Genomic DNA, 11,898 nt, shown 5'->3' with positions numbered 1-11,898 from the left:
GTGGATATGTGGATAACCCCTATAAAGGATGTAAAAACAGTCTATCTACATGTGGATAGACTGTGCGTAAAACAAGGTAAGTTATTCACACTATTCAGCTACTACTTTAAAATACCATTAATTTCTTCAACTTGCTTTTGTAATTGCGTATCGGTTTTTAGTAGTTTAGAGATTTTTTCATGGGCATGGATAACTGTTGTATGATCACGTCCACCAAATTCTTCACCTATTTTTGGTAAAGAGGAATCTGTAAGCTCGCGCGATAAATACATTGCAATTTGGCGAGGAAACGCAACTGATTTGGTACGTTTTTTCGCTTTAAAATCTTCTAATTTCACTTGATAAACATCCCCGACAGCTTTTTGAATATCATAAATAGAGATAATTTTTGGCTTAGAATTTGGAATAATATCTTTAAGTGCTTCAGCTGCTAAATCAGCATTAATATCTTTATTAATTAAAGATGAATAAGCTACAACTCGGATAAGTGCACCTTCTAATTCACGAATATTTGAATCAATTTGATTTGCGATATAAAGCATAACTTCATTTGGTATATCAAGCCCTTCAGCTTTTGCTTTTTTGCGTAAAATCGCAATTCGTGTCTCTAAATCTGGCGGCGTAATATCTGTAATAAGCCCCCATTCAAAGCGGGAACGAAGACGATCTTCTAAAGTCGGAATTTCTTTTGGTGGTCGATCACTAGAAATTACAATTTGTTTACTTTCTTCGTGTAATGCATTAAATGTATGGAAAAACTCTTCTTGAGTTTGTTCTTTTCCAGCAAGAAATTGAATATCATCTATCAATAAAACATCTACGTTGCGATATTTATTACGAAAATCAACAGCCTTATTATCACGAATAGAGTTAATAAATTCATTTGTAAATTTTTCTGATGATAAATATACAACTTTTGCATTTGGATTATGTTCAATTACATAATGACCAATTGCGTGCATTAAATGCGTCTTTCCAAGCCCAACTCCCCCGTAAATAAAGAGTGGGTTATACGCTTTAGCTGGCGCCTCGGCTACAGCTAATGAAGCTGCATGGGCAAAACGGTTACCAGAGCCGATAACAAATGTATCAAATGTATATTTTGGATTTAACATGCTCTGTGGTAAATGAGCTGAATCATCTTGTGCTGGATTCGGCTTAACTGGAGGCAGATCAATATCCTCTTCAGCTTGACTTTGAGGAATAATAAAGCGAATTGCTAATTTTGCCCCTGTTAAATCGTATAGTGTTTCTGAAATTAGTTCGGAGTAATGAGATTCTAGCCAGTCACGAGCAAATTCATTTGGAGCTGTAATCGTTAATACGTCTTTCTTCAAGTTATGAGCCGTTGTTGATTTTAACCATGTCTCATAACTAGGCTTGCTTACCTTTTTTTCTAATTCTTTTAAGGCACTATTCCATAAATCAGAGATATTTTCCAAAGGTGTCCCTCCTTTACTAAGATGGTAAAAGAATAAGGTTGCGCAACAAATGTACAACCCAATAAATATAAAATGTATATTTATACGAAACGTATTTTAAAACCTAAAAACGTCGTTTGTATATGAGATAGGGTTTTCGACAAAAAAAGCAAATGTGGACAACTATTTACCCACATGTGATTAAAACTGTCCACATGTTATACACAAACTGTGGATAAAATAAAGGTGTGGAAAACTTATTCAAAGTGAAAACACAACTATAATATCAAAAAAAAGTGGCTATAGCAATGAATTTAAGAAAGTTATCCACAAAATCAATACCTTGTGGAATAAACTTGTCCACAACACGATATACTGTGTAAAAGTGCGAAAAAAGTTTGTGGATATAAAAAACGTGAAAAAACATTTATCCACAAGGAAATATAGGTACTGTGTAAAAGTATGTGAATAGGTTCAAAATGAATATTTGATGAAAATTTCTAGAACCATTGACATTTTCCTAGTTGATTAACTATAATTTATAGGACTGTCTTTAACAGATATTCCTCAGGGAGGTGTCATATAATGAAAAGAACTTACCAACCAAATAAACGTAAGCGCAGCAAAGTACATGGTTTCCGCAGCCGTATGAGCACAGCGAACGGACGTAAAGTGCTAGCAGCTCGTCGTCGTAAAGGAAGAAAAGTATTATCTGCGTAGACCACTGATCGTTCAGTGGTCTTTTTTTCTAATAATAGTGAATTTCCGCTGATGAAATACAGGAGTGTCAATTGATATGAAGAAAAAACATCGTATAAAGAAGAATGATGAATTCCAGGCGGTTTTTCAAAAAGGAAAATCAAATGCGAATCGTCAGTTTGTTGTATACCAATTAGATAAAGAAGAACAGCCAAACTTTCGCATCGGCCTTTCTGTTAGCAAGAAAATTGGAAATGCAGTAGTTCGTAATCGAATTAAGCGCATGGTCCGTCAGGCTATTACAGAGTTAAAAGATGAGATAGATTCTGGGAAAGATTTTGTTATAATAGCAAGGAAGCCTTGTGCAGAGATGACATATGAAGAAGTAAAGAAAAGCTTAATTCATGTCTTTAAACGCTCTGGTATGAAAAGAATAAAAAAGTAGCGTAAGGAAATGAATTACACTATATACATACCGATACAAGGAGGAGTAGGCTTTGAAAAAGAAATTAGGTTTACTAGCCATGGTCGTTGCATTAATGGCAATTGCCACCGGTTGTAGTGAAACGGGTCAGCCGATTACATCGAAAAGTACTGGGATTTGGAATGAATATTTCGTATATCCGCTTTCTCAGTTAATCACGTATTTTGCCGACTTATTTAACAGTAATTACGGTTTAGCAATTGTTATTACAACTCTTATCATTCGTTTTGCATTATTACCACTAATGATTAAACAAACGAAGAGTACGAAAGCGATGCAAGCGTTACAACCGGAAATGGTGAAGTTAAAAGAGAAATATAGCTCTAAAGATCAAGCGACACAGCAAAAACTGCAGCAAGAAATGATGCAGTTATATCAAAAAAATGGTGTAAATCCATTAGCTGGTTGTTTACCAATCTTTATTCAAATGCCAATTCTGTTCGCTTTTTATCATGCAATTATGAGAACAGCTGAAATTAAACAACATAGTTTCTTATGGTTCGATTTAGGACATGCAGACCCGTTCTATATCTTACCGGTCGTTGCAGCAATTACGACATTTATTCAGCAAAAGCTTGCAATGGCAGGAACAGCTGGTCAAAATCCGCAAATGGCAATGATGCTTTGGCTTATGCCGATTATGATTTTAATCTTTGCAATTAACTTCCCAGCCGCATTATCACTTTACTGGGTTGTTGGTAATATCTTTGGTATTGCTCAAATGTACTTTATCAAAGGGCCAGAAATTAAGGCTAGCAAAGCTGGAGGCTCAAGCAAGTGAGTGTAATTACTGCTAAAGGACAAACAGTCGAGCTGGCAGTAGAGGATGCTTTAAGGCAATTAAATACATCAAAAGATCGAGTAGATATAAATATTGTCGATGAGGGTAAAAGAGGATTCTTAGGTTTATTTGGGAATCGTCCTGCAGTAGTAGAAGTTGTATTGAAGAAAGATCCAATTCAAGAATGTGAAGAATATTTAAGAAATGTTATTCACGATATGGGTGTGGAAGTTGAGATTAGTAAAATTGTAAAAGGACGCGAAATTGAATTTACAATTTCTGGTGATAATGTAGGTGTTTTAATTGGGAAAAGAGGTAATACATTGAACTCTTTACAGTATTTAACAAAACTTGTCGCGAATCGTAACACGAAGCAGTATATCGGTATTACACTAGATGCTGAAAATTATCGTAGTAAAAGAAAAAGTACGTTAGAATCACTTTCTTATCGATTAGCGAAACAAGTATTTAATACGAAAAAAAGAGTTATTTTAGAACCGATGCCATCTTTTGAACGAAAAATTATTCATCAGGCATTATCAAATCATCAAGGTATCAATACAACTTCTGAAGGAAATGAACCACATCGGCATGTTGTAATATCTCCTAAATGACCGGTTGCTCAAATGAGTGCCGGTTTTTTTGAGCGAAAAATAGATGTGGATAACTAAAAAACACTAAACTTATCCACTGTGAATAAGTTTAGTGTTTTTTACATGGGGATATAATAAAATGAGTTATTCTTCTTTTGTAGATAGGTTCGTTATGGTATCCTAATAATTTAGTGAAAGAAATAATCATGTTGAAATAGAGATAAATAAGCAAGTGAGGTGAAAGGACATGGAATTTGATACAATTGCTGCGATTTCCACAGCGCTTGGAGAGGGTGCAATTGCCATTGTTCGAGTAAGTGGGGATGATGCGGTTGAGAAAGTTAATCGTATTTTTAAGGGGAAGGATTTAACAGAGGTTCCTTCTCACACTATTCATTATGGTCATATTGTTGATTTAGATACAAATCAAGTTATTGAAGAAGTTATGGTGTCTATTATGCGCGCACCAAGGACTTTTACACGTGAAAATATAGTGGAAATTAACTGTCACGGTGGACTTGTTTCAGTAAATAAAGTATTGCAACTTATTCTAGCACAAGGAGTACGATTGGCAGAACCGGGCGAATTTACAAAACGTGCTTTTTTAAATGGACGTATCGATTTATCACAAGCAGAAGCTGTTATGGATTTGATTCGAGCAAAAACAGATCGTGCGATGAATGTAGCAATTAATCAAATGGAAGGGCGATTATCTAAATTAATTGGTCTTTTGCGTCAAGAAATATTAGAAACATTAGCTCATGTTGAGGTAAATATAGATTATCCAGAATACGATGATGTAGAAGAGATGACACATAATATTTTAATTGAGAAAGCGACGCATGTTCGTTCGGAAATCGAAAAAATATTAGAAACATCAAAACAAGGGAAAATTTTACGTGAGGGTATTGCTACAGCAATTATCGGTAGACCTAACGTTGGGAAATCATCGTTATTAAATAGTCTTGTTCAGGAGAAAAAGGCAATTGTAACTGATATTGCAGGAACAACTCGTGATGTTATTGAAGAGTACGTTAACGTGCGTGGTGTACCTCTTAAACTTATAGATACAGCCGGTATTCGGGAGACAGAAGATGTTGTTGAACGAATTGGTGTGGAACGTTCAAAAGAAATGATGAGCCAAGCGGATTTGGTATTAGTTGTTGTCAACTATAGCGAGGCTTTAACAAATGAGGATGAAGATCTATTCCGTGCGGTACAAGGAAAAGACTTTATTGTTATTGTGAATAAGACTGATTTACCGCAAGCGATTGATATGGAACGTGTTACAGAGTTAGCCGCGGGAAATCGTGTTATTACAACATCCTTAATTGAGGAACAAGGAATAGATGAACTCGAAAAGGCAATAGCTGATTTATTCTTTGAAGGAACAATCGATTCTGCAGATATGACATATGTTTCTAATGCGAGACATATTGGATTATTAATACAAGCAGGAAAAACAATCGGTGATGCAGTTGAGGCGATTGAAAATGGTGTACCAATTGATATGGTACAAATTGATTTAACAAGAACGTGGGAAATACTTGGTGAAATTACTGGGGACACAGTGCATGAAAGCTTAATTGACCAGTTGTTCTCTCAATTTTGTTTAGGAAAATAATATAGTGAAGTTGTAGAAAGATAGAGATTATTAGGAGGAATAAACAATGGGATACAATGCCGGTTCATACGATGTCATAGTAATCGGTGCAGGTCATGCAGGATGTGAAGCTGGTCTTGCGGCAGCACGAATGGGCTCAAAAACATTAATGTTAACAATTAACTTGGATATGGTAGCATTCATGCCATGTAACCCTTCTGTTGGTGGACCAGCAAAAGGGATTGTTGTTCGTGAAATTGATGCATTAGGCGGAGAAATGGGACGTAATATTGATAAAACTCATATTCAAATGCGTATGCTAAATACAGGTAAGGGACCAGCCGTACGTGCACTTCGAGCGCAAGCTGATAAATTCTCTTACCAACATGAATTAAAGAAAACAATTGAAGAAACACCAAACTTAACGTTGTTCCAAGGAATGGTAGAGCGTTTAATCGTTGAAGAAGGTGTATGTAAAGGGGTAGTTACACAAGCTGGTGCAGAATATACAGCAAAAACAGTTGTAATTACAACTGGAACATTTTTACGCGGCGAGATTATCATGGGCGACTTAAAATATTCAAGTGGTCCAAATAACCAGCAACCGTCTATTACATTATCTGAGCATTTAGAGGAGCTTGGATTTGATCTTGTGAGATTTAAAACAGGGACACCTCCTCGTGTAAACAGTAATACAATTGACTACAGTAAAACAGAAATTCAACCAGGTGATGATAAGCCACGTGCATTCTCTTTTGAAACAACGAAATTTATTATGGATCAAATTCCATGTTGGTTGACATATACAAGTACAGAAACACACCGTTTAATAGATGAAAATTTACATCGTTCAGCTATGTATTCTGGTATGATTAAAGGAACAGGTCCTAGATACTGTCCTTCTATTGAAGACAAAGTAGTAAGATTTAATGATAAACCACGTCATCAAATTTTCTTAGAGCCAGAAGGGCGTAATACACAAGAAGTATATGTACAAGGTTTATCCACAAGCTTACCAGAAGATGTACAACGTGACATGCTTAGAACAATTCCAGGCCTAGAAAATGTTGAAATGATGCGTACAGGTTATGCAATTGAATATGATGCAATTGTGCCAACACAACTATGGCCAACACTTGAAACGAAAAAGATTAAAAATTTATATACAGCAGGACAAATTAATGGAACTTCTGGTTACGAAGAGGCGGCCGGACAAGGGCTTATGGCTGGAATTAATGCAGCATGCCGTTCTTTAGGTAAAGAAGAAGTTGTTTTAGGTCGCGAGGATGCTTATATTGGCGTCTTAATTGATGATCTTGTAACGAAAGGTACAAATGAACCATATCGTTTATTAACGTCTCGTGCAGAATACCGTCTATTATTACGCCACGATAATGCTGATCTTCGTTTAACTGAAGTTGGTCGTAAAATTGGATTAATTAAAGAAGAGCGCTATGAGCGATTTACAAATAAAAAATTACAAATTGAACAGGAAAAGGAACGTTTAAGCAGCATTATTATTAAACCACGTCCTGAAGTTCAAGAATTAATTCGCAATATTGGCGGAAGTGAATTGAAAGATGGAATACGTGCAAGTGACTTATTACGTCGTCCAGAGATGACATATGAGCATATTCATCTTTTAGTACCAAGTGAAGTAGAATTAAGTGATGAAGTTAAAGAACAAGTTGAAATTCAGATTAAGTATGAAGGATATATTGAAAAATCTTTACAGCAAGTAGAGCGTATGAAGAAAATGGAGAATAAAAAAATCCCTGTAGATATTGATTATGATGCGATTTCTAGCATTGCTTCAGAAGCTAGACAGAAATTGAAAGATGTTCGTCCACTTTCAATGGGGCAGGCTTCACGTATTTCTGGCGTAAATCCAGCGGATATTTCCATTTTACTTGTGTATATAGAACAAGGAAAAATTGCACGCGTATCGAACCAATAAATAGTAAGGAGATATTGCTAGATGAACATAGAACAATTTCAATCTATGCTAGAAGAGAAGGGAATCACCCTCTCTTCTAGACAGTTAGAGCAGTTCAAAATCTACTTTGAAACATTAGTAGAGTGGAATGAAAAAATGAACTTAACGGCTATTACAGAAAAAGAAGAAGTATATTTAAAACACTTTTTTGATTCCATTACAGCTGCTTTTTATTATGATTTTTCAAAACCATTCTCAATTTGCGATGTTGGTGCAGGGGCTGGATTCCCAAGTATTCCTTTAAAAATTTGTTTCCCGCATTTAAAAGTAACAATTGTAGATTCGTTGCAAAAACGTATTAATTTCTTAAATCACTTAGCACAAAAGTTAGAATTAAGTGATGTTGCATTTTGTCACGATCGTGCTGAAACGTTTGGGAAAAAAGAAGGTGTACGTGAATCATACGATATTGTAATGGCACGTGCAGTTGCGCGTCTTTCTGTATTAAGTGAGCTATGTTTACCGCTTGTAAAAGTTGGAGGAACATTCATTGCAATGAAAGGTGCAGCAGCAAACGAAGAAATTGAAAATGGCAAGTATGCTTTAGAGGTGCTAGGCGGAGAGTTAAAAGAGATGTCTACGTTCCAATTACCGTTTGAAGAGAGTGAACGTAATATTTTATTAATCGAGAAAAAGCGCAAGACACCAAAGAAATATCCACGCAAACCGGGAACACCCAATAAATTACCTATTGAAAAATAAATCTTATTAGACGTAAGATTAAATTATATAAATGAAAACGTAAATGTTTCATAGGAAACATTTTATGGAGAATAGTCAATAGGCCTAAAAGGTGGTGGAATATGTATGAAAAATACGTTTTCTCGTTTATTTGGCTTTGGAGATAAAGAGAGCGAATTCGAATTACAAGACGAAAGCCATGAAGAGATAGATAAAAAGGTATATGAAGAAATACAAGAAATTCCGATAGTAAATATTACCCCTAACCGTTATCAACCAAGAACAGTTTTTGATGATGCGCGTATTGATGAGCTAGCATTAACAATTCGTACACATGGACTTATTCAGCCGATTGTTGTAAGGCAATATGAGGATGATAAGTACGAGATTATTGCTGGAGAAAGACGTTTTCGCGCGGCAACAAAGTTAGGTTGGGAAAAGGTTCCTGCAATTATAAAGAACTTAAATGATACAGAGACAGCTTCTGTAGCTTTAATTGAAAACTTGCAACGTGAGGAACTAACGGCAATCGAGGAAGCTGTGGCATATCAAAAGCTGATTGAGTTACATAATTTAACACAAGAAGCATTGGCACAACGACTTGGAAAAGGACAATCTACAATCGCAAATAAGTTGCGATTGTTAAAGTTGCCTGAAGAAATAAAAAGTGCATTATTAGAAAAAAGCATTACAGAACGTCATGCCCGCGCTCTCATTCCTTTAAAAAATGAGGAATTACAACTGAAAGTTTTACAGGAAATTGTGGAGAAACAACTAAATGTAAAGCAAACAGAAGAACGAATTGCGAAGTTACTAGAGGAAGCGAAACCGAAGCGTAAGGCAAAGCAAAAAGCAGTAAGTCGAGATACGAGGATTGCTATGAATACAATTAGACAATCTTTACAAATGGTTACTGAAAGTGGTTTGAATGTTAATTCTGAGGAAGAAGAATTTGATGAGTACTATCAAATTACAATTAAAATTCCAAAGAAAAAATAATAATGACGTGCTAGAGACCTTATCCTATTGGAGAGGTCTCTTTTACTATATTTTCTTGTTAAATGAAGAAGGAGTTTAGAAATAAATTTTGAAGTTTAATAAAGGACGTAAAAGAAAAAGTTTTATTTCATGTTACAATAAACGTAATTGTTACTAGAATAAGATAGAAAGGTTGAAAGTAGGTGACATCATGGGAAAAATCATTGCTATTGCTAATCAAAAAGGCGGTGTTGGAAAAACAACAACATCTGTTAATTTAGGGGCTGGATTGGCGCAAGTAGGTAAAAAAGTCCTTCTTGTAGATATTGATGCTCAAGGAAATGCAACGACTGGTGTGGGAATTGAAAAATCTGAATTAGATCAATGTATTTACAACGTTCTTGTGGAAGATGCAGATGTTCAAGGGGTTATACAGAAAACCGCAACTGAAAACTTAGATGTTCTACCCGCTACAATTCAATTAGCTGGTGCTGAAATTGAATTGGTACCGACTATTTCCCGGGAAGTACGTTTGCAAAGAGCATTACAGCCAGTTCGTGATGAATATGACTATATTATTATCGACTGTCCCCCATCTTTAGGGTTATTAACGATTAATGCATTAACAGCAGCAGATTCTGTTATTATTCCTGTACAGTGTGAATATTACGCACTAGAAGGGTTAAGTCAGCTATTAAATACAGTTCGACTTGTACAAAAACATTTAAATAAAAATTTAGCAATTCAAGGTGTATTGTTAACAATGTTGGATGCCCGTACAAATTTAGGAATCCAAGTTATAGATGAAGTGAAAAAGTATTTTAGGGATAAAGTATATCGCTCGATTATTCCGCGTAATGTACGCTTGAGCGAGGCTCCAAGTCATGGGAAACCTATTATGCAGTATGACGCTAAATCAAGAGGAGCAGAAGTATATATAGATTTAGCAGAGGAAGTGATTGCAGGTGGCTAAAGGATTAGGAAGAGGAATTAATGTGTTTTTTCCTGATTTAGATGTGAAAGAAGAGGAAACAATTCAGGAGATTCTTGTAACTGAATTAAGGCCGAATCCATATCAACCGCGTAAACACTTTAATAAAGAGGCGATTCAGGAATTAGCAATTTCGATTAAGGAACACGGTATTCTACAACCATTAATTGCTAGGAAGAGCATTAAAGGATATGAAATTGTTGCAGGTGAAAGACGATTTCGTGCTGCGAAAGAGGCTGGTTTAGAAAAAGTACCTGCGGTTGTAAGACAATTAAATGAACAGCAAATGATGGAATTTGCTTTGTTAGAAAACTTACAACGAGAAGATTTAAATCCTATGGAAGAGGCAATAGCATACCAGATGTTAATGAATGAGCTAAATGTAACGCAAGAACAATTAGCGAAACGTCTTGGTAAAAGCAGACCTTACATTGCAAATTATACTAGGTTATTAAGCCTACCTTCTTTCGTACAAGATATGATTGCAAATGGTCAACTTTCAATGGCTCATGGGAGAACTTTACTTACGATAAAAGATGAAGAACAATTGAAGTCCTTATTGAAACGCATTGAAAAAGAAGGATTAAATGTTCGTCAATTAGAGAAAATCGTCCAAGAGATTAATCAACACGTTTCACGTGAAACAAAAAAAGTGAAAAAAGAGCGAAATATATTTTTCGTAGAACGTGAAACGTTCTTAAGAGAAAAGTTTGGCACAGATGTGAAAATTAAAGAGACGAAAAAAGAAAAAGGTAAAATCGAAATTGAATTTTTTAATAAAGAAGATTTAAATCGTATTTTAGAACTATTAGCACAGAAAAATTAAAAAGCAAACCATCTTATTATTTATAGATGGTTTGCTTTTTTTAATGCGGATAATTTTTGATCCGTCTCTTTTATACTTTGTGCGATTACATCAGCCATTTTCATGACTAAACTTAATCTTGTATTTTGAAGAACGAAAAACTCCATAAACCCATTTAGATTGACGATACCGTGTATGTGCAAATCACCAACTGCAGGTAATTTCTTATTCATAGCAGCTCCAGGTTTACTAGGTCCCTTTCCAGTAGTGATTGATCCGATATTTTGGGACTTTCCTAAACATGCATCAACAGCAATTATAAATGCAGTAGGATATTCTTTCTGTATATTCTGAATTTTCTCTTCTAAATTTAGCGCATGTACTGGCTCATCTAGTGTACCGAATACTTGGAGGTTTTGGATGTCTATTTGTTCAAGTTTTGTACCAACTAATGGGCCGAGTGCGTCACCTGTAGAGCGATCTGTGCCGATACAAACGAGAATGAGTGGTATATTAGTTTTAATAGGAATATGGGTAAGTAAGAAATTACTGATTATCTCGGAGGCTTCTAGATCTTGGTGCATAACGTTTTGAGTTTCTTTCTCAAAAAATGGTAAGCGAAAACTTCCAATATTCATGAAGCACCCATCCTTTTAATAAATTTTCAATATATGTTATATGGTGAGGAAAATGGAAAGTTATAAGTGCGTAATTTTTGCAAAATGTGAATGAAAACGGAAATAATAGTACTAGTATATATATATTCGTTCCATTTTATACCTGGATGTCGGGGATAAAATAGGATTAAAATCATAAAATTTTTTCAGCAATTAGGGGACTTCTGATACAATAATAAGGGTAACTAA

12 protein-coding genes are annotated in these 11,898 nt (G+C 35.2%); 10 read left to right on the top strand and 2 right to left on the bottom strand.

Annotated features, from left to right (window positions below; all coding sequences use genetic code 11):
• Window positions 1–101: 101 nt before the first annotated feature.
• Window positions 102–1,442, bottom strand: a complete 1,341-nt coding sequence (gene dnaA, locus ABWK52_RS07025; RefSeq protein WP_000428017.1) for a chromosomal replication initiator protein DnaA — start codon at window positions 1,440–1,442, stop codon at window positions 102–104.
• A 564-nt stretch (window positions 1,443–2,006) separates the two neighbouring features.
• On the opposite strand from dnaA, the gene rpmH reads away from it, so the two are divergent.
• The 10 genes from rpmH to spo0J all read left to right on the top strand — a co-directional run bounded on the left by rpmH (window position 2,007) and on the right by spo0J (window position 11,053).
• The gene (rpmH, locus tag ABWK52_RS07020) at window positions 2,007–2,141 is read left to right on the top strand and encodes a 50S ribosomal protein L34 (RefSeq protein ID WP_000831901.1); all 135 of its coding nucleotides are present in this window, start codon (window positions 2,007–2,009) and stop codon (window positions 2,139–2,141) included.
• Window positions 2,142–2,217: 76 nt separating this feature from the next.
• On the top strand, window positions 2,218–2,565 hold the full coding sequence (gene rnpA, locus ABWK52_RS07015; RefSeq protein WP_000726621.1) for a ribonuclease P protein component: 348 nt from the start codon (window positions 2,218–2,220) through the stop codon (window positions 2,563–2,565).
• Window positions 2,566–2,617: 52 nt separating this feature from the next.
• Window positions 2,618–3,385 (top strand): YidC family membrane integrase SpoIIIJ, encoded by a 768-nt coding sequence (gene spoIIIJ, locus ABWK52_RS07010; RefSeq protein ID WP_000727737.1) that lies wholly within the window; start codon window positions 2,618–2,620, stop codon window positions 3,383–3,385.
• Entirely contained in the window at window positions 3,382–3,999 is a 618-nt protein-coding gene (gene jag, locus ABWK52_RS07005; protein ID WP_000111516.1) for an RNA-binding cell elongation regulator Jag/EloR, read from the top strand. The genes spoIIIJ and jag overlap by 4 nt, the downstream gene beginning before the upstream one ends.
• A 226-nt stretch (window positions 4,000–4,225) precedes the next feature.
• Window positions 4,226–5,602 carry a tRNA uridine-5-carboxymethylaminomethyl(34) synthesis GTPase MnmE gene (gene mnmE / locus ABWK52_RS07000; RefSeq protein ID WP_098507846.1) on the top strand — a complete coding sequence of 459 codons (1,377 nt, stop codon included), beginning with the start codon at window positions 4,226–4,228 and terminating at the stop codon, window positions 5,600–5,602.
• A gap of 46 nt (window positions 5,603–5,648) precedes the next feature.
• The gene (gene mnmG / locus ABWK52_RS06995) at window positions 5,649–7,538 is read left to right on the top strand and encodes a tRNA uridine-5-carboxymethylaminomethyl(34) synthesis enzyme MnmG (protein ID WP_000541055.1); all 1,890 of its coding nucleotides are present in this window, start codon (window positions 5,649–5,651) and stop codon (window positions 7,536–7,538) included.
• A 21-nt stretch (window positions 7,539–7,559) separates the two neighbouring features.
• Entirely contained in the window at window positions 7,560–8,279 is a 720-nt protein-coding gene (gene rsmG, locus ABWK52_RS06990; RefSeq protein WP_001019628.1) for a 16S rRNA (guanine(527)-N(7))-methyltransferase RsmG, read from the top strand.
• A gap of 105 nt (window positions 8,280–8,384) precedes the next feature.
• Window positions 8,385–9,257, top strand: coding sequence for a nucleoid occlusion protein (gene noc, locus ABWK52_RS06985; protein WP_000799016.1), 873 nt, complete (start codon window positions 8,385–8,387; stop codon window positions 9,255–9,257).
• 190 nt (window positions 9,258–9,447) lie between these two features.
• Complete coding sequence (soj, locus tag ABWK52_RS06980; RefSeq protein WP_000516114.1) at window positions 9,448–10,209, top strand: sporulation initiation inhibitor protein Soj; 762 nt, start codon at window positions 9,448–9,450, stop codon at window positions 10,207–10,209.
• Window positions 10,202–11,053, top strand: coding sequence for a stage 0 sporulation protein Spo0J (spo0J, locus tag ABWK52_RS06975; protein ID WP_098507844.1), 852 nt, complete (start codon window positions 10,202–10,204; stop codon window positions 11,051–11,053). Before soj ends, spo0J begins: the two co-directional genes overlap by 8 nt.
• Window positions 11,054–11,073: 20 nt before the next feature.
• Here spo0J and yyaC read toward each other — a convergent pair whose 3' ends face one another.
• Entirely contained in the window at window positions 11,074–11,670 is a 597-nt protein-coding gene (gene yyaC / locus ABWK52_RS06970) for a spore protease YyaC (RefSeq protein WP_001020715.1), read from the bottom strand.
• Window positions 11,671–11,898 lie beyond the last annotated feature (228 nt).

The organism is Bacillus sp. AP50 (genome assembly GCF_040492675.1).
Taxonomy (GTDB): Bacteria; Bacillota; Bacilli; order Bacillales; family Bacillaceae_G; genus Bacillus_A; species Bacillus_A cereus.
The sequence above is the reverse complement of the archived record's forward strand: the minus strand, read 5'-3'. Positions and strand labels throughout refer to the sequence as shown.

Coding starts and splice junctions, on each gene's coding strand:
- rpmH (WP_000831901.1), top strand. CDS start 2,007: ATGAAAAGAACTTACCAACCAAATAAACGTAAGCGCAGCAAAGTACAT.
- rnpA (WP_000726621.1), top strand. CDS start 2,218: ATGAAGAAAAAACATCGTATAAAGAAGAATGATGAATTCCAGGCGGTT.
- mnmE (WP_098507846.1), top strand. CDS start 4,226: ATGGAATTTGATACAATTGCTGCGATTTCCACAGCGCTTGGAGAGGGT.
- mnmG (WP_000541055.1), top strand. CDS start 5,649: ATGGGATACAATGCCGGTTCATACGATGTCATAGTAATCGGTGCAGGT.
- rsmG (WP_001019628.1), top strand. CDS start 7,560: ATGAACATAGAACAATTTCAATCTATGCTAGAAGAGAAGGGAATCACC.
- noc (WP_000799016.1), top strand. CDS start 8,385: ATGAAAAATACGTTTTCTCGTTTATTTGGCTTTGGAGATAAAGAGAGC.
- soj (WP_000516114.1), top strand. CDS start 9,448: ATGGGAAAAATCATTGCTATTGCTAATCAAAAAGGCGGTGTTGGAAAA.
- yyaC (WP_001020715.1), bottom strand. CDS start 11,670: ATGAATATTGGAAGTTTTCGCTTACCATTTTTTGAGAAAGAAACTCAA.